This window comes from Brevundimonas sp. T2-11 (genome assembly GCF_055397675.1).
In genome coordinates this window covers 887,432-909,538 of sequence record NZ_AP027920.1, presented here as the reverse complement: position 1 = coordinate 909,538, position 22,107 = coordinate 887,432, and the positions used below count along the sequence as shown (strand labels likewise).

The window sequence follows — 22,107 nt, the reverse complement described above, 5'->3', positions numbered from 1 at the left end:
CTCAGCGCCCGGCGGGCAGCTCAGCGACGACCGCTTCAGCCAGGGCCTCCAGCGCCATCGACGCCTTGCGGTCCCCGACCACCGTCCGGGCGCTGGCTTCACGCACCACAGGCGCGGCGCCGGGCTTGTTCAGGGTCAGGCTGAGAACATGCAGCTTGCGGCCGTTGGCCCACCACTGCGGCAGGACCGGAGAGGTCGTCCACTGGCCCTCGCGCGCCGCCTCGTCAGTGAAGGCGCCTGTCTTTTGCGAGCGGACGCCATAGGCCACGTCGATAATCCAGTCGGGCGCGGTCGCCGTCTCACGCCAGCCGCGTTCAGCCAGGCGTCGCTTCACCGCCTGGGTCGCATCGTCGGAAGCCGGGTCAGCCAGACGATAGGTCGCCGCCTCCGCTGCGAAGGCTGAAGGCGCGACAACCTCGACACGGGGCGCAGAGGCGCAGCCCGCCAGGAGCAGGACGACGGTCAGGGCGAGCATGGAAGAACGGGCCATGAGCCGTTCTTAGCCCGTCCACCCCTTGCGGACCATGCCCGACGAAAGGCGATCAGTCCTGACGGAAGACCTGGCCGCCCTTCATCACGAAGCGAACACGCTCCAGTTCGGTCACGTCGCTGAGCGGATCGCCCGAGACGGCGATCAGGTCGGCGGGCATGCCGGGCGCCAGACGCCCCGCCTCGTTGGCGATCTTCAGATGCTCGGCGGCCCCGACGGTGGCGGACTGGATGGCCTCCAGCGGGGTCAGTCCCGCGCGAACCAGCAGGGCGAACTCCTGGGCGTTGTCGCCGTGCGCCGAGACGCCGGAGTCGGTGCCGAAGGCGATGCGGACGCCGCCCGCGTGGGCGCGACGCGCCATGTCCAGCATCTTGGGCCCGGCCTCCAGCGCCTTGGCGGTCTGGGCCGGGGTGAAGAAGTTGTCCGGTCCGGCCGCCACGCGCGCCACATAGTCCCCGGCCATCAGGGTCGGCACCAGCCAGGCGTTATGCGCCTTGAACAGCCGCATGGATTCATCGTCCAGATAGGTGCCGTGCTCGATGGAATCGCCGCCCGCCTTCAGAAAGGCGTTGATGCCGTCGACGCCGTGGGCGTGGGCCGTGACCTGGCGCCCCATGCGGTGGGCCGAGGCGACGATGGCGGCCAGTTCGTCCTCGCTGAACTGCTGGGCCAGGCCCGCCGCCGTGTTGGACAGCACGCCGCCGGTGGCGGTGATCTTGATGATGTCGGCGCCGCTGCGGACCTGAAGGCGCACCGCTCGCATGCAGTCCTCGACGCCCGAGCAGACGCTTTCCGGCGACAGGACGTGCATGACGTCCTCGCGATAGCCGTTGATGTCGCCGTGGCCGCCGTGGACAGACACCGACGAGCCCGCCGCGATGATGCGCGGTCCCGGCACGTCACCGCGCTTCACAGCCTCGCGCAGGGCGAAGATGGCTTCATTGCTGGCGCCCAGATCGGCCACCGTGGTGAAGCCCGCGTTCAGGGTCCGGCGGGCGTAGCGAGCGCCGATCATGGCCTGGGTCGCATTCGACTCGGTGACGTTTTCCAGTCGCCCGTTGGGGTTCTGCTGACCGGTCAGGTGGACATGGCTGTCGATCAGACCGGGCAGGACGAAGGCGGCGCGCAGATCGACCACCTGGCCGTCGCCGACGAAACCGTCGCGGATTTCGACAACTTGGTTCCCTCTGATCACGAGAGTTTTATCACGCAGCACCCGGCCGCTGGCCGGATCGGCCAGAAGTCGCCCCACTTGGACGAACGTGGTCGGCTGTTCCGCCGAAACGGCTGCGACCGCAGGGGCTTGCCGCGCCTGCGCCGAGGTGGCGGCCAGAACGGCAGCGGTCACAATCAGAGCCAGTTTCTTCATCGGTCCCTCCCAGAACTCCAGATTTCACCTTAGCCCTTTGACGTCATTCGCCAAGGCTCAGGTTGCGTCGTTACGGGGCTTTGTGAAACAAGCCGATACAGTTGTTTAATCGTGCGAGGGGCGTCGCATGCGGCTTTCCAGACGTGGCTTGATCCTGGGCGGTTCGGCCCTGTTGGCGGGATGTTCCTCCGCCGCTTCGACCACCAAGCTCCAGCTCGCCGGCGCCGCGCCTGCCAGCCTCCCCGTCGTTCCGATTCCGACCGCGACGCCGCAACCGGTCGCCGCGACCAGGGTCAGCGGCCCCGTCATCGATCCGCATGGCGTGGTCCGCAAGGATCTGATGGAGCGCGCCCACGCCGCTCTGGACACCCACGGCCACAAGATTTCCAGGCGCGACCGGATGTATCTGGTCGATTTCCAGAAGTTCTCGGGCGAGGATCGCCTGTACGAAGTGGATCTGGAAGGCGGCTGGGTCACGGCCTATCGCACCAGCCACGGCCGCGGCTCGGACCCGGCGCACTCGGGCTTCGCCCAGCGCTTCTCGAACGAGATGGACAGCCACATGTCGTCCATCGGCGCCTACGCCACGGCGGGCGCCAACTGGGGCTCGCAGCAGGGGCCGAACGTCCTTCTGGACGGGCTGGAGTATTCCAACAGCCGCGCCCGCGAACGCGCCATCATCATTCACGGCGCCGACTACGCCGATCCGGCCTTCCTGGCGCGTGAAGGCAAGCTGGGCCGATCCTACGGCTGCTTCTCGGTGTCCCACGCCGACCTGGTTCCCTTGCGCGAACGCATGGGCGAGGGCCGGCTTCTGTTCGCCATGACCTGAGCCGAGGCCGAGCCGCCTGGCGCGGCTTCATGCCTGTTCAAGCCGCTTAACGCGGCTCCAGCGCCCGCCAGCCGATGTCGGTGCGGTGGAAACCGCCGGGCCAGTCGATCCTGGCCACCGCCTCATAGGCGCGGGCGCGAGCCTCGGCGATGTCGGCGCCATGGGCGCAGACATTCAGCACGCGACCGCCCGCCGCCACCAGAGCGCCGTCGTCGCGTTTGCGGGTTCCCGCATGGAAGACCTGAACATGGGGGCCGAAGTCCTGATCGGCGCCACGGATGACCGAGCCCTCCAGCGGACTGTCAGGATAACCCTTGGCCGCCAGAACCACGGTGATGACCACGCCGTCCTTGAACCGGGGCGTGGGCGCCTTGCTCAGGTCGCCACGCGCGCAGGCCAGCAGCAGGGGCACGATGTCGCCGTCGAAGCGCATCATCAGCACCTGGCATTCCGGGTCGCCGAAGCGGGCGTTGAACTCAACCACCTTGGGGCCTTCGCTGGTCGCCATCAGCCCGGCGTAGAGGACGCCGCGATAGGGGGCGCCCTCGGCAGCCATCATGCGGATGGTCGGCTGGACCACGCGCTCGTCGGCCTGCTGCACCAGTTCCGGGGTGAAGACCGGCGCCGGGGAATAGGCGCCCATGCCGCCCGTGTTCGGACCCAGGTCGCCGTCAAAGGCGCGCTTGTGGTCCTGGGCGCCGCCGAACAGGACAGCCTGCTTTCCGTCGGACAGGGCGAACAGCGAGCCTTCCTCGCCGTCCATGAATTCCTCGATGACGACGCGCGAACCAGCCGAGCCGAAACGTCCGCCCAGCATCCGCTCGATCTCAGCCTCGGCATCGGCCTTGTCGGGGCTGATGGCCACGCCCTTGCCCGCCGCCAAGCCGTCGGCCTTGATGACATAGGGCGCGGCGTAGTTGTCCAGCGCCGTCTTGGCCTCGGCCACGTTCTCATAGACGCCATAGCCCGCTGTCGGGATGCCGTGACGTTGCAGGAAGGCCTTGGAAAACGCCTTCGAGGTTTCCAGCTGCGCCGCCTTGGCCGTCGGCCCGAAGCAGGGGATGCCCACGGCGTTGAGGCGATCGGCCAGCCCCTCGGCCAGAGCCGATTCGGGGCCGACCACGACCAGGTCCGCCTTCATCTCACGCGCCAGGGCCGTCAGGGCCTCGGCGTCGGTCGCCTTGATCTCGGGCTTGAGCTCGGCGTGCTTCGCCATGCCGGGATTGCCGGGCGCGGCGACGAGCCGCGTGACCAGCGGCGACTGGGCGATCTTCCAGGCCAAGGCGTGTTCACGCCCTCCGGATCCGACGAGCAGAATGTTCATATGCGCGCAATGACCGCCCCCGCCGTCCGGGTCAAGCGGGGGAAAGGGTTAGCGGGCTACAGAACAGCCGACAGGACATAGATCACGGCCCCCAGCAGGACGATCGCGAAGACGATCAGCCAGGGACTGACCGACGGCGCATTGCTACGGCGCGACAGCTGCCGCTCGCGCGGGGTGCGTTCGGCGGGATCGGTTCCGGGCGGGTCGGCGGGCTCCATGGTCAAGCTAACGGACGCGCCCTCGCCCCGTTCCCGCCTGCGACAAGACGGGCTAAGGTCGCGCCATGATCTCCGACGACGACTATGCTTTCGAAGGCCCCGCCGAGGCGCCGGCCGCCGCGCGCGACAACAACCCGCCCCTGTCGATCTCGGAGCTGAGCTTCGCGCTGAAGCGCACGCTGGAAGACCGCTTCGGCCATGTGCGGCTGCGCGGCGAGATCTCCAAGGTCAACCGCCACGCCTCGGGCCACGTCTATCTGACGCTCAAGGACGACAAGGCGGCCATCGACGGCGTGATCTGGAAGGGCGTGGTCCGGGGCCTGGGCGCCCAGCCCGAAAGCGGCCTGGAAGTCATCGTCACCGGCAAGATCACCTCCTACCCCGCCCGGTCGTCCTATCAGATCGTGATCGAGAGTATGGAGCCGGCGGGCGCCGGCGCCCTGCTGGCCCAGCTGGAGCGCCTGAAGGCGCGTCTGCGCGACGAGGGCCTGTTCGAGCCGGGCCGCAAGAAGCCCCTGCCGACCTTCCCGGCGACCATCGGCGTCATCACCAGCCCGACCGGCGCCGTGATCCGCGACATCCTGCATCGTATCGCCGAGCGCTGGCCGTGCCGCGTCATCGTCTGGCCCGTGGTGGTTCAGGGCGACGCCGCCAGCGGTCAGGTGGTCAACGCCATTCGCGGCTTCGACCAGATGACGCCGGACGGGCCGATTCCCCGCCCCGATCTGCTGATCGTCGCGCGCGGCGGCGGCTCGGTCGAGGACCTGTGGTGCTTCAACGACGAGGGCCTGGCCCGCACCGTGGCCGAGGCCCGCATCCCGATCATCTCGGCCGTGGGGCACGAGACGGACACCACCCTGATCGACTTCGTCTCCGATCGCCGCGCGCCGACGCCGACCGGCGCCGCCGAGATCGCGACGCCGGTGCTGTCGGACCTGCGCTGGGCCCTGAGCGATCTGGAGGCGCGTCTGGCGCGGGCCGGTTCGCGCCTGCTGGAGGACCGCCGCACCCGCCTGCGGGCCGCCGCCCGCGGCCTGCCCGCCCGGCCCGAAGACCTGCTGGCCCTGCCGCAGCAAAGGCTCGACCACGCCGCCAGCCGCCTGGGTTCCGGCCTGCACCGCAACATCGCCGTCCACGAGCGCCAGTTGGCCGTGGTCGGCGGACGTCTGTCCAAGGGGCTGCTGGATCGCGCCATCGAACGGCGCGGCGACCGGCTGGCGGCCTACGCCGACCGCTTCGGCCCGGCGATGAAGCGGCGGCTGGACCGCGACGAGACCCGACTGGCCGCCCTGTCGCGCGCACTGGCGACGCTGGATCCCAAGCGGCCCAAGCCCGGCTTCGCCCGGATCGAGGACACTGCCGGCGCCATGGTCGCCTCGGCCGCCGGTCTGTCGCCGGGTCAGACGGTCCGCATCGTCTTCGGCGACGGCGCCAAGGGGGCGACCATCGACGGCGCCGGCGCAGCACCGGCGCCGTCGCCGAGGCCGACGCCGACGCCGCGCGCGAAGCCGCCGTCAGCCGGACAGGGCGACCTGTTCTGAAGGCGTTTCAGCCTCTTGGAGCGCCTTCTTTCACCGGACGGCGATTCGCCTCTCGTCACTTGCGGAAAGCCGTGCCAATCATCGGCGCATGACGACTGCCTCGCCTCCTGTTTCACCCTCGCCCGCCACGCTGCACTACGGCGATGGCGAGTTCGCCGTGCTGCGCCCAGGCGCCTACGTAGCCTGCGCCGTCAGTGGCGTGCCCATCGCCTTGGCGGCCTTGCGCTACTGGTCGGTAGAACGGCAGGAGGCCTACGCCAGCCCGCTGGAATACATGACCGCCGCGCGCGATTCCTGATCCCCTTCCATCTATTGCTTCCCGGCGCACCCTCTTGATCGCCGGGCTGATCGCGTCGTGATCCCATGTCCGCCCTGCAATCACTCGACATCCTGCTCGCTGACGACAACCCGAACATGCGGGCCATCGTCTCCGCCATGCTGAAATCCGTGGGCGTCGGCCGTGTGCGGGAGGTTGACGACGGGGCCGCGGCTCTGGAGGCGCTGAAAGCGCGCCCCGCCGATCTCGCCATCGTCGACTTCAAGATGCTGCCGATTGACGGCGTGGCCTTTACTCAGTTGGTGCGAACCGCATCCGACAGCCCCAATCCCTATCTGCCGATCATCATGATGACCGGCCATTCCGAGCGGCGTCGCGTGACCGAGGCCCGCGACGCCGGCGTGACGGAATTCGTGACCAAGCCCGTCACCGCTCCGGCGCTTCTGGCGCGCATCGAGGCGGTGATCATGCGCCCCCGGCCCTTCATTCGCGGGGGCGACTATTTCGGCCCGGACCGACGCCGCACCCAGCCGGAAAACTATGTCGGACCATTCCGCCGGGCCAGCGACGCCGTGATCGACTAGGTCCCGGCGGCCTTCAACGCCTCATAGACCTTGGGCGGCCAGCGCTTGTGGACCCAGAACCAGTCCACCGGATGCTCGCGCACCCGGTCCTCGACGAAGCGGTTGACCGCCTGAACGCCCGCCACGACATCGGCCGCCTTGTCGCCCGTATCCGGCACTTCGATGGGTTCATGGGCGGTGACGCGAAAGCGCACGCCTGGCAGTCGCACCACCGACAGAGGCTGGATCACCGTGCCGAATTTCAGCGCCAGCCTTGCGGCGCCCGGCGAGGCGTTGACCGGCTGGCCGAAGAACTCGACCTCGGGTCCCTGACTGTATTTCTGATCGACCAGCAGGGCGATGGACTCGCCGCGCTTCATCCCCGCCATCAGCTCGCGGGTGCCGTCGCCCTTGGGCGCGAACAGCTTGATGCCGTAACGCTCGCGGCTCTGGCGGATCAGGGCGTCGACATAGGGGTTGTTGGCCGCGCGATAGGTGACCTGACAGGGCACGCCCGCAGCCATGATGACCGCCGCCATGACCTCGAAATTGGCCAGGTGGCCCGAGATCAGGACCACCGGCTTGCCGCTGTCGCGCACGGCGTGCAGCCGTTCCAGCCCCACAATGTCGATCCGGCCGCTTTCCGGCGTCAGGCGATCCATGACCGCCAGTTCGGCGAAGGTCCGACCGGTCTGCTCCCACTGGTCCACGGCCAGACGGTCGCGCTCAGCCGGGTCCATATCGGGGAAGGCGATACGCAGGTTGCGCGTCACCGTCTTGTGCGTGCCCGTCAGCGGCCCCAGTCCGCGCAGCAGCTTGCCGCCGAAACCGGACGCCCCTTCGACGCCCAGCGCCCGCAGGAAGGCGAACAGGACCTTGAAAGCCACGGCTTCCAGTCGCCAGTTCAGGTCCTGGAAAAACCCGACCTTGTCTTCGTCTTCACCAGGCAATCGTCAGTCCGCCGTCCACAACCAGGGTCTGTCCGGTCACATAGGCCGAGGCAGGGCTGCACAGATAGACCGCCGTGCCCGCGATTTCATCAGGCTGGCCGATCCTTTTCAGCGGGGCGGGCTCGGTCACCGTCTTCAGCAGTTCCGGGTTCTCCCACAGGTATTTGGCGAAATCGGTCTGGACCAGCCCAGGCGCGATGCAGTTAACGCGCACGTTCGACGGGCCGTATTCGACCGCCAGATTGCGCGCCAGCTGCATGTCGGCGGCCTTGGAGATGTTGTAGGCGCCGATCAGGGCGTTGCCCCGCAAGCCGCCGATCGAGGAGATGATCAGGATCGCCCCGTCCTTGCGCTCCAGCATCTGCGGCGCGACCATCTGGATCAGCCAGTGGTTGGAGATGACGTTGTTCTGAAGGATCTTTTCGAACTGATCGTCGGCGATGCCCGCCATCGGCCCGGCGTAGGGATTGGTCGCGGCGTTGCACACCAGGATGTCGATCTGGCCGAAGGCGGCTTTGGTTTCGTCCACCAGCCGCTGCAGGTCTTCTTTCGAGGCGATGTTGGCGGGGATGGCGATGGCGCGCCCGACGCCGTGCCTGTCGTTGATGGCGGCCGCGACCTCTTCGCACGGTCCGGCCTTGCGCGAGGAGATGACGACGCGGGCGCCGTGCTCGGCCAGCCGTTCGGCGATGGCCTTGCCGATGCCCTTCGAGGAGCCGGTGATGATGGCGACCTTGCCGCTCAGATCGAACAATTCCATGCGTTAACCTCCCTTGGGGTCGGATTTCTGTGTCCCAACCCTAGCCGTTATCCCTAGTTAGACCGATACTCGGCCGATTCCATAAGGGAAAGGCGGCTCGACACCGGCCCCATGCGCAAGATCACCGGCGGTTTTCTGTTCTTCGGCTACCTGTTCATCGCCCTGACCATCGGGGCGGCGATCTGGCGCGCCGGTCTGGGCGCGGGCGCGGGCGCGGCCGGGGTGCTGGGCGCCCTGGGGGTTCTGGTCGGTCTGCACGCCGTGATCGCCGGCGTTCTGGATCGCCGCGCCCTGCGCAAGGAAGTCGCCAAGGTCCGCGAGGCGCACCGCCTGCTGGCCGACGCCATGGAGTCGACGCAAGGCGCCCTGACCGAACTGGCCGAGGCCATAGAGAGCGGCGCCCTGTCCAAAACCGAGGCCCTGACCGGCGAGGTGCGGATGCTGGAGGGCCTGGTCCAGCAGATGAGCGACTCGATCGACGAACGCCTGGCCTCGTCCCCGATCACCGCCGACACCTATGAGGGCCGTCGTCAGGTCCAGTCGAACACCCTGCTCAAGACCGTCCACGACGCCCTGACGGAAAACCGCATCGACCTCTATCTGCAGCCGGTCGTCACCCTGCCCCAGCGCCGGACCGTCTTCTACGAGAGCTTCACCCGCCTGCGCGACCCGTCCAACCGGGTCATGATGCCCGCCGAATACCTGTCGGTGGCCGAGGGCGAGGGCCTGCTGCCCGCCATCGACAACCTGCTGCTGTTCCGCTGCGCCCAGATCGTGCGTCGTCTGGCGCGTCAGGACCGCAAGGTCGGGGTCTTCTGCAACGTCTCGCTGGCCTCGCTGGGCGACGAGACCTTCTTCCCCCAGTTCCTCGACTTCCTCAGCCAGAACCGCGACCTGAAGGACGCCCTGATCTTCGAGCTGGGTCAGGCCACCTTCGATGCGCGCGGCGCCGCAGAGGCTCGCAACATGGCGAAGCTGGCCGACCTGGGCTTCCGCTTCTCCATCGACAAGGTGCAGACCCTGGACCTGGACTTCGCCGACCTGCAACGCTCGGACGTGCGCTTCATCAAGATCGCCGCCGACCTGCTGATCGAGCAACTGCTGGATCTGGACGGCGCCGCGCCCCTGTCGACCCAGCCCGACATCCAGGCCGCCGACTTCGCCCCCCTGACCCGCCGTTACGGTCTGGAGCTGATCGCCGAGAAGGTCGAGAGCGAGAAACAGGTCGTCGACGTCCTCGAACTGGATGTCGGCATGGGCCAGGGCCACCTGTTCGGCGAGCCGCGCGCCATCAAGGAAGCCGTCCTGGCCGAGACCGACCCGCCCACCGAGTTCGTCCGTTCGACGCTGAAGTCGGCCGAGCAGCGCCGCCGGTTCTGATCCCGCAGCCGAAAGCCGCCAGACAGGCCGCGCGTGTCGCTGTCTATGGCGCCCATGACCGACACTCTCGACTGGCTCCGTATCGCCACTGACCTGAACGCCCAAGGTTGGACTACTGTCGGGCCGGTGCTGACGCCCGCGACCTGCGAGGCCCTGCAGGCCCTCTATGACCAGCCCGAACGGTTCCGCAGCCGCATCGTCATGCAGCGTCATGGCTTTGGGCAGGGCGAGTACCAGTATTTCGCCAATCCCCTGCCCGATACCCTGCCCCGGCTGCGAGCGCGGCTCTACGAAGGTCTGGCGCCCATCGCCAACGACTGGGCGCGGCGGCTGGAGCGGCCCAGCTTTCCAGGCAATCTAGACGAACTGACCGCCCGCTGCCGCGCGGCAGGGCAGATGCGGCCTACGTCGCTGATGCTGCGCTACGGCCCCGGCGACTACAACCGGCTGCATCAGGACCTCTACGGCGATCTGGTCTTCCCGCTTCAGGCCGCCATCCTGCTCAGCGATCCGGCCGAGTTCGAGGGCGGCGAGTTCGTCCTGGTCGAGCAGAAGCCCCGCTCCCAGTCACAGGCTCATGTCGTGCCGCTGAAACAGGGCCAAGCCGTCATCTTCGCCGCGCGCGACCGGCCCGTCGCTGGAACGCGCGGCGACTATCGCGTCCAGATGCGCCACGGCGTCAGCACCGTGCGCGCGGGCAAGCGGATGACCCTGGGGCTGATCTTTCATGACGCGGCATGACATTTCCGCTCATCCCCGCCTCCGCGGGGATGAGCGGGTATTTGGGGGGCCATACCCAAGAAAAAGGCCCCTCCGTCGGAACGGAGGGGCCTGATCCTTAAGCCTTCTGCGCGTCCAGCCAGCGGACGGCGTCAGCGTCGCGCGCCGACAGGTCGGGGAAGTCGGCGTCGGAGCCGACGTCCGGCACCCGGCGCCAGGAACGGGCGCACTTGGGATGGTCGGCCAACTTGACCTCGACAGTGACGGCGTCGCCGCCAGCCACCAGCTCGGCGCCCGAGGTGCGGAACACCTCGGCGGCGTCCAGACCGTCGAACGGGGCCAGTAGTTCAGCCGGAGCCGTGACCACCGGCCAGGCGTCCAGAGCCCCGCCGATCAGCTTGTCGCGGCGCGCCGCTTCCAGCGCCTCGTTGACCACTTCCAGCACCGTGTTGACCCCGGCCCAGCGCTCGGCTTCGGCCGGGTTGCGCCACTGGCCGGGCGTTTCCGGGATGACGCGGGCGCAGTTGGTGCCGGCTTCCGGGAAGCAGGTGGTCCAGGCCTCGTCCATGGTGAAGGGCGTCAGCGGCGCCAACCAGGCGGTCAGGCGGCTGAAGACCTCGTCCATCACCGTGCGCACGGCGCGGCGGCGGACGCTGTCGGGACGGTCGCAGTAGAGGCTGTCCTTGCGCACGTCGAAATAGAGCGCCGACAGATCGCCCGAGCAGAACTCCAGCACCGGACGGATCACGTCCTGGAAGCGATATTCCTCATACGCCTGACGCACCTGGCCATCCAGTTCGTGCAGACGGTGCAGGATGAACTGCTCCAGCGGCGGCATCTGGTCGCAAGGCAGGCGCTCGGCCTCGTCGAAGCCGTTCAGCGCGCCCAGCAGATAGCGGACCGTGTTGCGCAGCTTGCGATAGGCGTCGACCGTGGTCTGCAGGATCTGCTTGCCGATGCGCTGGTCGTCCGAATAGTCGACCAAGGCCACCCACAGACGCAGGATGTCGGCGCCCGACTCCTTGATGACCGTCAGGGGATCGGTGGTGTTGCCGCGCGACTTGGACTGCTTCTCGCCGTTCTCGTCCAGGGTGAAGCCGTGGGTCAGGACGGCCTTGAACGGAGCGCGGCCGCGCGTGCCGCAGCCTTCCAGCAGCGACGACTGGAACCAGCCGCGGTGCTGGTCCGAGCCTTCCAGATAGAGGTCGGCGGGCCAGTGCGACGGGCGGTCGCCGGTGTAGCCGTGCTCAGCGGTGCGCGGGTCCAGCGTAAAGGCGTGGGTCGAACCGCTGTCGAACCAGACGTCGAGGATGTCCGTGACCTTCTCGAAGCGCTCGGGATCGTGCGCGCCCAGGAAGTCGGCGTCGGGGGCCGAGAACCAGACGTCGGCGCCGCCCTCGGCCACGGCCTTGACAATGCGGGCGTCGACTTCGGGGTCGTGCAGGGGCTGGCCGGTCTGCTTGTCCACGAACATGGCCAGGGGCGTGCCCCAGGCGCGCTGGCGGCTGATCAGCCAGTCGGGGCGACCCTCGACCATCGAGCGGATGCGGTTCTTGCCCGCCGCCGGGTGGAAGGCGGTGGCGTCGATGGCGTTCAGCGCGCGATCGCGCAGGGTGTTGTCGTCGTCCAGGGTCTCGTCCATGCGGATGAACCACTGCGGCGTGTTGCGGAAGATGATCGGGGCCTTGGAGCGCCACGAGTGCGGATAGGAGTGCTCCATCCGGCCGCGCGCCAGTAGATTGCCGGCCTCGATCAGCTTTTCCATCACCGCGCCGTTGGCGGGACCGAACTTGCCGGTCTTCTTGCCCTCGGTCTCCAGCACCTTGAGGCCCGCGAACAGGGGGACGTGCTCATAATAGGCGCCGTCGGGATCGACCGTGTCCGGCACCTCGCGGTGGCCATGGGCCAGCCAGACCGCATAGTCGTCCGCGCCGTGTCCGGGCGCGGTGTGGACGAAGCCGGTGCCGGCGTCGTCGGTGACGTGGTCGCCCGCCAGCAGGGGCACGGAGAAGCCGTAGCCCGAGTCCAGCGCCGCCAGCGGATGGGCGCATTCCAGACCGGACGGATTGATGGCGTCGACGCGCGTGAAGCCGCTGATCTTCGCCGCCTTGAACACGTCCTCGGCCAGCTTGTCGGCGATGATGAAGCGGTCGCCCGGCTTGGCCCAGGGCTCGTAGTCCAGGCCTTCCTCCAGCGCCGTGACCTCATACAGGCCATAGGCGATCTCGGGGCCGTAGCTGATGGCGCGGTTGGCCGGAATGGTCCAGGGCGTGGTCGTCCAGATCACGATCGAGGGCGTCGCCGCGCGGAAGGACAGCAGGTCGTCCGGGTGGCTGTCGGTCGCGCCGACCACCGGGAACTTGACCCAGATCGTGGGCGAGACGTGGTCGTGATACTCGACCTCGGCGTCCGCCAGGGCCGTGCGCTCGACCGGCGACCACATGACCGGCTTGGAGCCGCGATACAGCTGGCCCGAGTTCTTGAACTTGTGGAACTCGGCGACGATGGCCGCCTCGGACGTGAAGTCCATGGTGGCGTAGCGGTTGGCGAAGTCGCCGGTGATGCCCAGGCGCAGGAACTGGTCGCGCTGCAGGTCGATGTATTTGCCGGCGTATTCGCGACAGGCGGTGCGGAACTCTTCCTTCGAGACCTCGTCCTTGCGGCGGCCCTTGGCGCGGAACTGCTCCTCGATCTTCCACTCGATCGGCAGGCCGTGGCAGTCCCAGCCGGGGACGTAGTCGACATCATAGCCCAGCAGGAAGCGCGAGCGGACCACGAAGTCCTTCAGCGTCTTGTTCAGGGCGTGGCCGATGTGGATGTCGCCGTTGGCGTAGGGCGGGCCGTCGTGCAGCACATAGAGCGGCGCCTTCTGGGCCTGACGCGTGGCGCGCAGGTGGCCATAGAGGTCGCCCCACTGCTCCAGGATTTCCGGCTCCTTCTTGGGCAGGCCGCCCCGCATAGGGAAGGGCGTCTCGGGCAGGAAGACGGTGTCGCGATAGTCGCGGCCCGAGGAAGCGTCGGAAGCGGTGTCGTTGGTGGCGTCGGCCATGGGGTAATCTTTGTCTTTGTGCGCGGGCGCCGAGGAGGCGGCGCGGACGCAGTCTAGCGTGAAGGCCGTTGAACGGCATCGGCGATATTCGATCCCGACGTGCGCGGGGCTCTGCGGCCCTGGCGCTACGCCGGGCGGCTAATCGAAATCGGACGGATCACGCGAACGGTCATGGTTGAAACGGTCTAGCAGACCGGGCGGCGCCTGCGCCATAGTCGAAGCGCACTCTAGCGACGGGAGACAGGCGATGCGGGCTCGGATCATCATGACGGCGGCGGTGCTGGCCTTGACGGCGGCGGCCTGCTCCCCGGCAGAGGACAAGGCGCCCGCCCCCGCCGAAGCGCCCCTGACGGGACGCGCCGCCATCTACGCCGCCGGCGAACAGAACGCCGAGGCCTTCGCCCGCGCCCTCTACGCCGACGCCGCCGCGCCACTGGCCAATGATCCCGCCAAGGCGACGATCAGCCCCGGTCGCGACCCGCTCTATACCCGCACCCTGAACGCCCTGATCGGCGTCGACTTCCGCGAGGCCCAGTCCCGGAACGAGGTCCCCTATCTGAACTACGACCCCGTCTGCGGCTGTCAGGACGCCGACGGATTCGCCCTGACCGCGTTGAAGATGACGCCCGACGGCGACAAGATCGCTTCCGCCGAGGTGACTTTCACCAACCACGGCCAGACACAGCGCCAGACCTTGAAGCTGGCCAAGGAAGGTCCCATGTGGCGCATCGCCGACGTCATCGACGGCCAGAGCAAGTCCCTGCACAACGCCCTGATGGCCATCGCCGAGAAGGCCGAGGGCTGACCCCCGCAACCCCTGCGACACGCGACCGTTAGCGATCCTGTCATCATCGTGTTAAGAGCCCCGCCCTTTATAGCGGCGGCGGTGTCGCCAAGGCCTTTCAGACTTCTCAGGAGAAGCCACACATGAGCAAGGTGCTGGTTATCGGCGCAGGCGGCGTCAGCTCGGTCGCCGTCCACAAGATGGCGATGAACTCGGACATCTTCTCGCATATCACCCTGGCGAGCCGGACGAAGTCCAAGTGCGACGCCATCGCTGAATCCGTGAAGTCGCGCTTTGGCGTGACCATCGACACGGCGGCCATCGACGCCGACGACGTCGCCGCGACCACGGCCCTGATCCAGTCAGTGAAGCCGGCCCTGGTGGTCAATCTGGCCCTGCCCTATCAGGACCTGTCGATCATGGACGCCTGCCTGGCCGCCGGCGTCAACTACCTCGACACGGCCAACTATGAGCCGCGCGACGAAGCCAAGTTCGAATACAAGTGGCAGTGGGCCTATCAGGAGCGCTTCAAGGAAGCCGGCCTGATGGCGCTGCTCGGCTCGGGCTTCGACCCCGGTGTGACCTCGGTCTTCGCCACCTACACCAAGAAGCACCTGCTGGACCGGATCGACACGCTCGACATCCTGGACTGCAACGGCGGCGACACGGGCCTGCCCTTCGCCACCAACTTCAACCCGGAAATCAACCTGCGCGAAGTGACCGCCAACTCGCGTCACTGGGAAAACGGCCAGTGGGTCGAGGGCCCGGCCCTGTCGCACAAACAGGCCTTCGATTTCGAGGGCGTGGGTCAGAAGAACATGTACCTCATGTACCATGAGGAACTGGAGTCGCTGGCCAAGTTCTACCCGGAAATCAAACGCATCCGCTTCTGGATGACCTTCGGCGACAGCTACCTGAAGCACCTGGAAGTGCTGGAAAACATCGGCATGACCTCGATCGAGCCGATGATGTTCCAGGGTCGCGAGATCATCCCGATCGAGTTCCTGAAGGCTCTGCTGCCGGAACCGGCCTCGCTGGGTCCGATCACCAAGGGCAAGACGAACATCGGCACCATCGCCACCGGCGAAAAGGACGGCGTCGCCAAGACCTTCTACGTCAAGAACATCTGCGACCACGAAGCCGCCTATGCCGAAACCGGCAACCAGGCCGTCAGCTACACCACGGGCGTTCCGGCCATGATCGGCGCGGCCATGATGCTGACCGGCAAGTGGTCGGGCGCCGGCGTCTTCAACATGGAGCAGCTGGACCCCGATCCCTTCATGGACATGCTGAACAAGCATGGCCTGCCGTGGACCGTGGAAGAGCTGGACGCTCCGCTCGCTTTCTAGGACCTGAGTAAAAAGACGACATGGAAACCCAGGCCGGCGATCCCGGAGCCTTTGCTCATTTTGATCTGAACCGCGTCGCCTCGCCCGCCTTCGTGGTGGACGAGGCTGCGGTGCGGCGCAATCTGGCCACGCTGAAAGACGTGCGCGACCGGGGCAACGCCCGGGTCCTGCTGGCGCTCAAGGCCTTTTCCATGTGGTCGCTGGCGGACGTCGTCGGGGAATACCTCGACGGCGTCTGCGCCTCCGGTCTGTGGGAGGCGCGGCTGGCGCGTGAGTTCTACAAGGGCGAGCTGACCACCTATTCGCCCGCCTACAAGGCCGAGGATCTGCCCGAGATCCTGCGCCTGTCAGACCACGTCATCTTCAACTCGCCCGATCAGGTGGCGCGCTTTTCCGACCTGATCGCCGAGGCCCGCGCGGCTGGCGAGACCTTCGAGATCGGCCTGCGGCTGAACCCCGAACACTCCGAGGGCGAGGTCGCCAAATACGATCCGGCCCAGCCCTGCTCGCGCCTGGGCTATCCCGTGTCGCAGCTGACGCCGGAAAAAATGGTCGGCATCGACGGCATTCACATCCACGCCCTGTGCGAACAGGACTTCGCGCCCCTGTCGCGCATCTGGGCGGCGGTGGAGCCCAAGCTGGCCCCGCTGCTGGGCGGGGTGAAATGGATCAATCTGGGCGGCGGCCACCACGTGACCCGCGCCGACTATCAGATCGACCAGCTGGTCGACTTCCTGAACGACATTCAACAGCGTTACGACGTCACCGCCTATCTGGAGCCGGGCGAGGCCGTGGCCCTGGACGCCGGCATCCTGATCGGCGAGATCCTCGACGTCTTCGACAACGGCATGCCCATCGCCATCACCGACCTGTCGGCCACCTGCCACATGCCGGACGTGATCGAGGCCCCTTATCGCCCGGCCATGCTGAAAGAACCCGAGGACGGCGTCACCGTGCGTCTGGGCGGCCCGTCCTGCCTGGCCGGCGACATCATCGGCGACTACGTCTTCGCCGAACGCCCCGTGCCCGGAACGCGCCTCGCCTTCCTGGATCAGGCCCACTATTCGATGGTGAAGACCAACACCTTCAACGGCGTCCCCCTGCCGTCCATCGCCCTGTGGAACAGCGCCACGGACGAGCTGCGGATGGTGCGTGAGTTCGACTGGACGGAGTTCCGCGACCGGTTGTCGTGAGGGGCGGCGACGTCAAGGGGCGCCGCTCAAGCCTAAACTGACCTTCAATCTTCGCAATCAAGCCAAACCGTAAAGCTGAACACAGCCGAGCTATTGGAAGCTGCTGCGAGCATCACCTTCAATCGTTCGGCGGCCAGCTCCCGCCTCTCAGCAGCGGGGCGATCATAGCAGCCGTGGTCGCCATAAATGCCGAGATCGATGCGGGGAATTTCCGATTCTTCCGTCATTTCGAACGTCTCGACGATGTCGATCCACGCTCCTCGTGTGGCTAAATCATCGCTGAATGCCACGAGAGCCAATGTCCCAACACAACGGTGCCCACGTCCCGATTTGGCGGCTGCAAAAGCAGCATCACTAGATTCTTCGCGCATCCTTCAAACCTACTTGGAGAAGATGATGTCGGCTATGGGTCGTCAGCCGCCCCCTCCTCCGTCACCCTGGACGGCCCGGAGGGACGATCCGGGGCCCAGACGCCAGACCCAATGGCCCCCGGCAGAGACATATATCTTCCGTCTGGGTTCCGGGTTCGCTACGCGCCCCGGAATGACGGCAAGTGGGTCGACAGGAGCCCTCTCAGCCCAGCACGGCCCTTGCCGCCGCCGCATCCGCGTCGATCTGGACCTTCAGCGCCTCGAGGCCGTCGAATTTCATCTCGCCGCGCAGGAAGGCGACCAGTTCGGTCTCCAGGGTCTGGCCGTAGAGGCTTTCGTCGAAGTCCAGCAGCCAGACTTCCAGCAAGGGCTGTTCGATCTCGAACATGGGGCGGACGCCCAGGTTGGCGACCCCCTTGATGGCCCGCCCGTCCGGCAGGCGGGTGCGGACAGCGTAAACCCCGTAGGCGGGGCGCATGTAGTCGCCCATGGCGATATTGGCGGTCGGCACGCCGATGGTGCGGCCGCGCTTGTCGCCGTGGATCACCTCGCCCTGGATGGCGAAGGGGCGACCCAGGATGGCGGCGGCGCGGTCCATGTCCCCGGCCTTCAGCGCCTCGCGCACGGCGGACGACGACAGTTTCAGGCCCGAGGCGTCGTCGATGCGGTCGGTGACCGAAACGGTGAAGCCCAGGCTCTCGCCATAAGTCCGCAGCGCCTCGGGCGAGCCGGAGCGGCCCTTGCCGAAGGTGAAGTCGAAGCCGACGGCGGCGTGGGCGATTCCCAGACCTTCGGACAGGACGCGACGGGCGAACTCTTCATCCGTCATCCCCGCCATCTCGCGGTCGAAGGGGATCAGATACAGGCGGTCGACGCCGAGCGGCGCAAGCGCCCGGGCCATCTGGTCCGCCGTCATCAGGCGAAAGGGCGCGGCCTCGGGCTGGAACAGGCGACGCGGATGCGGATCGAAGCTGACGACGCCGAGCGGCGCGCCCAGTCGGTCAGCGGAGGCGCGGGCCGAGGCGATGACCGCCTGATGGCCACGATGCACCCCGTCAAAGGCGCCGACGGCCACCGCCGCCCCGCGCTGCGAGGCCGGCAGGTCGCGCCAGCCGCGGATGATCTCGACCACCTCGGAGGCTCAGCGCGCCGAGGGCTTGCGCCGACGCGGCACGCGCACGACGGCCACCCCGTCCATGATCAGCTTGTCGCCGACAAAGCCTTCGCATTTCAGCTCGACGCGGGCGCTGTCGGCTTCCATCGCGATCACCGTGATGACGATGCGGACCGAGTCGCCGATACGGACCGGGAAGTGGAAGGCCAGGGTCTGGGAAATATAGATGGACCCGGCGCCCGGCAGGATGGTGCCGACCACCGCCGACCCGAAGGCGGCGCTGAGCAGGCCGTGGGCGATGCGGCCGCGATAGGCGGTCTTGGAGGCGAACTCCTCGTCCAGGTGCACCGGATTGAAATCGTCCGAGGCCTCGGCAAACAGGCGAATCCGGTCCTCGGTGACGTGGACCGTCTTCTCGGCAGCCATGCCGACGTGGAGTTCGTCGAGGATGTAGCCGCCCGACGGATGCTGTGTGACGTATTCGACCATGTGCGGGCTTTACGGCAGGTGCGACGAAATGGCGAGCCTCACCACGCCAGTTCGAGCGCGGCGTAGCGGGCGAAGGTCGTCTCGGCCCGGAGCAATTCGCCCGCAAGCGCCGGATCGAGAGCGCCATCCGGCCCCTTGGCGGCGTCGCCGTGGATGCCCTGGGCGATGAAGAGGCAGTCCAGCGCCTGCTCGGCGGCGCCCAGGACGTCGGTGATGACGCCGTCGCCGATGCACAGAACGCGCGACCGATCGACCGGGCGGCCCATCAAGGTCTGAGCCTCGCGCAGGGCCAGTTCGTAGATGGGGCCGAAGGGCTTGCCGGCCATGACCACGCGCCCGCCCATTTCCTCGTAGAGGTCGGCGATGGCGCCGCCGCAATAGATGATGCTGTCGCCCTTCTGCACGATGCGGTCGGGGTTGGCGCAGATCAGTTCCAGACCGCGCTCGACGGCGGGAATCAGACGCTGGCGATAGTCCTCGGGCGTCTCGGTCGCGTCGTCGAACAGGCCTGTGACCGACAGGAAGGCGGCGTCAGACGCATCATGGGCGCTGGTCAGGTTCAGCCCTTCATACAGGACGAAGTCGCGGTCGGGGCCGATGATCCAGGCCGGACCCGGCGCGCGGCGGGCCAGCTCGGCGCGAGTGGCGTCGCCCGAGGTGACGAAGGCCTTCCAGGCGCTGCGCGGCACGCCCAGCGAATCCAGTTGCGCCACCACGTCCGACGAGGGGCGCGGCGAGTTGGAGATCAGGACGACGTGGCCGCCCTTCTCGTTGAACTTCGTCAGGGCCTCGCAGGCCACGGGCCAGCTTTCGCGCCCGTTGTGGATGACGCCCCAGACGTCGCACAGCAGGATGTCATAGTCATCGGCGACGGCGGACAGGCGAGGCAGGGCGTGAGGCAGGGTCATATGCCGGTTATAGCCGCCGCGCCGCCGGGGGAAAGGCCGCAGAGACCCCTTCCCGTCATTGGCGGCGTCGTCGCTTTCCCTCTTCGCCCTCGCCCTGCTTCCTGCTAACCGGCTTTCAGCATGAAAATCTCTCGCTTCGCCTACGCCGCCTACGGCCTCGCCCTCGTGGTCATCGTTCTGGACCAGTTGACCAAGGCCATGGTCCTGAACGCCATCGACGCGGCGCACATTTCGCAGATTCCGGACGGCTATCGCATCGCCGAGGTCATGCCGCCGGTGTTCAACCTGACCTATGTGCTGAACACAGGCGTCAGCTTCGGCCTGTTCGGCGGCGGCGCCGGGCGCTGGATTCTCAGCGCCTTCTCGATTCTGGTCGCCGGCGCCCTGGCCTTCTGGGCCACCCGCTCGGATCGCAAGCTGATGGTCGCGGCCATCGGTCTGGTCATGGGCGGCGCACTGGGCAATGTCTTCGACCGCATCCGCTTCGGCGGGGTCGTGGACTTCCTCGACTTTTCGGGGACCGGCCTGTTTCCGTGGATTTTCAACATCGCCGACGCGGGCATCACGGTCGGGGTCGTCCTGCTGATCCTCGACAGCTTCCTGTCGGAACGCCGCGCCAAGGTTGGCGTGGCCCCTGAAAAGTCGTAATCACCCCTCTTCGTTATCGTCCCGAGCCAGCGCCACACGGCGCGCCTCCCGGAGCCGAGCTGACCTTATGCGTATCCGTAACGCCGCCACCGTGGCCCTTCTCGCCACCACCGCCCTCGGCCTGACCGCCTGCGCCGGCATGAAGCAGAGCATCGGCCTGGCCAAGGTCGTGCCCGACGAATTCCTCACCGTGGCCAGCGCGCCCCTGGCAGTGCCGCCGGAATACGGCCTGACGCCGCCTTCGCCCGGCCAGCCCCGCCCTCAGGAACTGGCGCCGGAAAGCGCCGCTCGTCAGATTTTGCTGGGCCAACGCCAGGCCGTGACCCGCACCGGCGGCGAGCAGGCCCTGGTCAGCCAGGCCGGCGCCGACCGCGCCGACCCCCTGGCCCGCTATGTCGTCGACGACGAGTTCGGCGACCTGGCCCACAAGGAAGAAAGCTGGGCCAACCGCGTCATGTTCTGGCGCAAGAACGACGCCGCGACCCAGGGGCCGACCACCAGCCAGGATTCGCAAGGCACGCGCACCATCGACGCCAGCACCGAGCACGCCCGCCTGCAAGCCCTGACCGGCGGGCAGCAGGGCATCACGATCACGACGCGCCGCGACAGCCGCTTCAAGTTGCCCGGCCTGTAAGACAGGGCCTCAAGGCCAGAGCATCAGGGCGCGTTCGTTTCGGCGGACGCGCCCTTTTCGTTTTGGAGCAGGGTGGCCTCATTCCTCCCCATTCCATGGGAGGAAAACAGAAGTCCGTGCCTCAGGCCGTCAGGACACGCGGCAACTTGAACGAGACGGTTTCACGCGCGCCGTCATCCTCGGTCACGACGGCGTCAAACCGGGCGCGAATGGCGTCGATCAGAGCCTCGATCAGCGGTTCAGGCGCCGAGGCGCCCGCTGTGACGCCCACTGTGGTCACGCCGTCGAACCACGACCAGTCCACATCGCCCGCGTCATCGACCAGACGAGCGTCGCTCGCCCCGGCCTTCAGCGCCACATCGACCAGACGGGCCGAGTTGGACGAATTCTTCGACCCGACGACCAGCACCAGTTGGCACCCCTCGCCCAGTTGCTTGACCGCCTCCTGGCGGTTGGTGGTGGCGTAGCAGATGTCTTCCTTGTGCGGGTCCGGCAGCTCCGGGAAGCGCCGCTTCAACGCCGCCAGGATGTCCGCCGTGTCATCCACCGACAGCGTCGTCTGGGTGGCGTAGGCCAGAGGCTGATCACCGGGCCGCTGGAAGGTCTCGGCGTCCGCCACCGTCTCGACCAGGCTGATGGCGCCGAGGGGCAACTGGCCCATGGTGCCGACGACCTCGGGGTGGCCGGCGTGGCCGATCAGGATGATGTGCCGCCCCGCCGCATGATGACGCTCGGCCTCGACGTGGACCTTCGACACCAGGGGGCAGGTGGCGTCGAGAAACAGCATTTCACGCGACCGCGCCGTGGCCGGCACCGACTTGGGCACGCCGTGGGCCGAAAAGACCACGGGCCGGTCATCGGGACATTCGTCCAGTTCCTTGACGAAGACCGCCCCCATGCCCTTCAGCCGCTCGACGACATGACGATTGTGAACGATTTCATGGCGCACATAGACAGGAGCGCCGAACTTCTCGATGGCGCGCTCGACGATCTGGATGGCCCGATCCACCCCGGCGCAGAAGCCGCGCGGCGTGGCGAGCCGTACATTCAGGGGACGGCGATCAAAACTCGAGGGCGATACGGGCGCGTTCATGGGCGGAACCTAGTCGCTCGCGCCCCTTCCCGCCACCGGTTGCGTGCTCGC

23 protein-coding genes are annotated in these 22,107 nt (G+C 67.4%); 11 read left to right on the top strand and 12 right to left on the bottom strand.

Going from position 1 to position 22,107, the window contains the following annotated elements:
* Position 1: 1 nt before the first annotated feature.
* Both ACZ5XO_RS04485 and ACZ5XO_RS04480 read right to left on the bottom strand, forming a co-directional pair.
* On the bottom strand, positions 2–490 hold the full coding sequence (locus ACZ5XO_RS04485; RefSeq protein WP_464164118.1) for a hypothetical protein: 489 nt from the start codon (positions 488–490) through the stop codon (positions 2–4).
* 52 nt (positions 491–542) lie between these two features.
* Entirely contained in the window at positions 543–1,859 is a 1,317-nt protein-coding gene (locus tag ACZ5XO_RS04480) for a metal-dependent hydrolase family protein (protein ID WP_464164117.1), read from the bottom strand.
* A 127-nt stretch (positions 1,860–1,986) separates the two neighbouring features.
* Between ACZ5XO_RS04480 and ACZ5XO_RS04475 the strand changes: the two genes are divergently transcribed.
* Positions 1,987–2,691, top strand: coding sequence for a murein L,D-transpeptidase catalytic domain-containing protein (locus ACZ5XO_RS04475; protein WP_464164116.1), 705 nt, complete (start codon positions 1,987–1,989; stop codon positions 2,689–2,691).
* Positions 2,692–2,737: 46 nt separating this feature from the next.
* On the opposite strand, the gene purD is transcribed toward ACZ5XO_RS04475, so the two are convergent.
* Positions 2,738–4,015 carry a phosphoribosylamine--glycine ligase gene (purD, locus tag ACZ5XO_RS04470; RefSeq protein ID WP_464164115.1) on the bottom strand — a complete coding sequence of 426 codons (1,278 nt, stop codon included), beginning with the start codon at positions 4,013–4,015 and terminating at the stop codon, positions 2,738–2,740.
* Positions 4,016–4,071: 56 nt separating this feature from the next.
* Positions 4,072–4,233 carry a hypothetical protein gene (locus ACZ5XO_RS04465; protein ID WP_464164114.1) on the bottom strand — a complete coding sequence of 54 codons (162 nt, stop codon included), beginning with the start codon at positions 4,231–4,233 and terminating at the stop codon, positions 4,072–4,074.
* Positions 4,234–4,298: 65 nt separating this feature from the next.
* Between ACZ5XO_RS04465 and xseA the strand changes: the two genes are divergently transcribed.
* The 3 genes from xseA (at position 4,299) to ACZ5XO_RS04450 (ending at position 6,635) form a co-directional block, all read left to right on the top strand.
* Entirely contained in the window at positions 4,299–5,774 is a 1,476-nt protein-coding gene (gene xseA / locus ACZ5XO_RS04460) for an exodeoxyribonuclease VII large subunit (RefSeq protein WP_464164113.1), read from the top strand.
* Between the two features lie 88 nt (positions 5,775–5,862).
* A complete protein-coding gene (locus ACZ5XO_RS04455; protein WP_464164112.1) occupies positions 5,863–6,072 on the top strand; it encodes a DUF2093 domain-containing protein in 210 nt (69 codons plus the stop codon).
* 65 nt (positions 6,073–6,137) lie between these two features.
* Positions 6,138–6,635 (top strand): response regulator, encoded by a 498-nt coding sequence (locus ACZ5XO_RS04450; protein ID WP_464164111.1) that lies wholly within the window; start codon positions 6,138–6,140, stop codon positions 6,633–6,635.
* On the opposite strand, the gene ACZ5XO_RS04445 is transcribed toward ACZ5XO_RS04450, so the two are convergent.
* Both ACZ5XO_RS04445 and ACZ5XO_RS04440 read right to left on the bottom strand, forming a co-directional pair.
* Positions 6,632–7,564 (bottom strand): lysophospholipid acyltransferase family protein, encoded by a 933-nt coding sequence (locus tag ACZ5XO_RS04445; RefSeq protein ID WP_464164110.1) that lies wholly within the window; start codon positions 7,562–7,564, stop codon positions 6,632–6,634. The genes ACZ5XO_RS04450 and ACZ5XO_RS04445 overlap by 4 nt on opposite strands.
* Positions 7,554–8,324, bottom strand: coding sequence for an SDR family NAD(P)-dependent oxidoreductase (locus ACZ5XO_RS04440; RefSeq protein WP_464164109.1), 771 nt, complete (start codon positions 8,322–8,324; stop codon positions 7,554–7,556). The genes ACZ5XO_RS04445 and ACZ5XO_RS04440 overlap by 11 nt, the downstream gene beginning before the upstream one ends.
* A 111-nt stretch (positions 8,325–8,435) precedes the next feature.
* Between ACZ5XO_RS04440 and tipF the strand changes: the two genes are divergently transcribed.
* Together tipF and ACZ5XO_RS04430 are read left to right on the top strand one after the other, a co-directional pair.
* A complete protein-coding gene (tipF, locus tag ACZ5XO_RS04435; RefSeq protein ID WP_464164108.1) occupies positions 8,436–9,704 on the top strand; it encodes a flagella assembly cyclic-di-GMP phosphodiesterase TipF in 1,269 nt (422 codons plus the stop codon).
* 54 nt (positions 9,705–9,758) lie between these two features.
* Positions 9,759–10,445, top strand: a complete 687-nt coding sequence (locus tag ACZ5XO_RS04430; RefSeq protein ID WP_464164107.1) for a 2OG-Fe(II) oxygenase — start codon at positions 9,759–9,761, stop codon at positions 10,443–10,445.
* Between the two features lie 97 nt (positions 10,446–10,542).
* Here the strand turns inward: ACZ5XO_RS04430 and ileS are convergent, their stop codons facing one another.
* Positions 10,543–13,473 carry an isoleucine--tRNA ligase gene (gene ileS / locus ACZ5XO_RS04425; RefSeq protein ID WP_464164106.1) on the bottom strand — a complete coding sequence of 977 codons (2,931 nt, stop codon included), beginning with the start codon at positions 13,471–13,473 and terminating at the stop codon, positions 10,543–10,545.
* Positions 13,474–13,720: 247 nt separating this feature from the next.
* Between ileS and ACZ5XO_RS04420 the strand changes: the two genes are divergently transcribed.
* The 3 genes from ACZ5XO_RS04420 (at position 13,721) to ACZ5XO_RS04410 (ending at position 16,799) form a co-directional block, all read left to right on the top strand.
* Positions 13,721–14,278: a DUF3828 domain-containing protein gene (locus tag ACZ5XO_RS04420; RefSeq protein WP_464164105.1), complete on the top strand. Its 558-nt coding sequence runs from the start codon at positions 13,721–13,723 to the stop codon at positions 14,276–14,278.
* A gap of 122 nt (positions 14,279–14,400) precedes the next feature.
* Entirely contained in the window at positions 14,401–15,606 is a 1,206-nt protein-coding gene (locus tag ACZ5XO_RS04415) for a saccharopine dehydrogenase family protein (RefSeq protein ID WP_464164104.1), read from the top strand.
* A 20-nt stretch (positions 15,607–15,626) separates the two neighbouring features.
* Complete coding sequence (locus ACZ5XO_RS04410; RefSeq protein ID WP_464164103.1) at positions 15,627–16,799, top strand: carboxynorspermidine decarboxylase; 1,173 nt, start codon at positions 15,627–15,629, stop codon at positions 16,797–16,799.
* Between the two features lie 44 nt (positions 16,800–16,843).
* Here the strand turns inward: ACZ5XO_RS04410 and ACZ5XO_RS04405 are convergent, their stop codons facing one another.
* The 4 genes from ACZ5XO_RS04405 to ACZ5XO_RS04390 form a co-directional block, all read right to left on the bottom strand.
* Positions 16,844–17,170, bottom strand: a complete 327-nt coding sequence (locus tag ACZ5XO_RS04405; protein WP_464164102.1) for a hypothetical protein — start codon at positions 17,168–17,170, stop codon at positions 16,844–16,846.
* 202 nt (positions 17,171–17,372) lie between these two features.
* Complete coding sequence (locus ACZ5XO_RS04400) at positions 17,373–18,302, bottom strand: bifunctional riboflavin kinase/FAD synthetase (protein WP_464164101.1); 930 nt, start codon at positions 18,300–18,302, stop codon at positions 17,373–17,375.
* Positions 18,303–18,311: 9 nt separating this feature from the next.
* Positions 18,312–18,773, bottom strand: coding sequence for a MaoC family dehydratase (locus tag ACZ5XO_RS04395; protein ID WP_464164100.1), 462 nt, complete (start codon positions 18,771–18,773; stop codon positions 18,312–18,314).
* A gap of 38 nt (positions 18,774–18,811) precedes the next feature.
* A complete protein-coding gene (locus tag ACZ5XO_RS04390; RefSeq protein ID WP_464164099.1) occupies positions 18,812–19,681 on the bottom strand; it encodes a TIGR01459 family HAD-type hydrolase in 870 nt (289 codons plus the stop codon).
* 120 nt (positions 19,682–19,801) lie between these two features.
* Here ACZ5XO_RS04390 and lspA point away from each other — a divergent pair, with 120 nt between their 5' ends.
* Both lspA and ACZ5XO_RS04380 read left to right on the top strand, forming a co-directional pair.
* Positions 19,802–20,329, top strand: coding sequence for a signal peptidase II (gene lspA, locus ACZ5XO_RS04385; RefSeq protein ID WP_464164098.1), 528 nt, complete (start codon positions 19,802–19,804; stop codon positions 20,327–20,329).
* A 67-nt stretch (positions 20,330–20,396) separates the two neighbouring features.
* A complete protein-coding gene (locus ACZ5XO_RS04380) occupies positions 20,397–20,963 on the top strand; it encodes a DUF3035 domain-containing protein (protein WP_464164097.1) in 567 nt (188 codons plus the stop codon).
* 121 nt (positions 20,964–21,084) lie between these two features.
* Here ACZ5XO_RS04380 and ispH read toward each other — a convergent pair whose 3' ends face one another.
* Complete coding sequence (gene ispH, locus ACZ5XO_RS04375) at positions 21,085–22,056, bottom strand: 4-hydroxy-3-methylbut-2-enyl diphosphate reductase (RefSeq protein WP_464164096.1); 972 nt, start codon at positions 22,054–22,056, stop codon at positions 21,085–21,087.
* Positions 22,057–22,107: the final 51 nt, after the last annotated feature.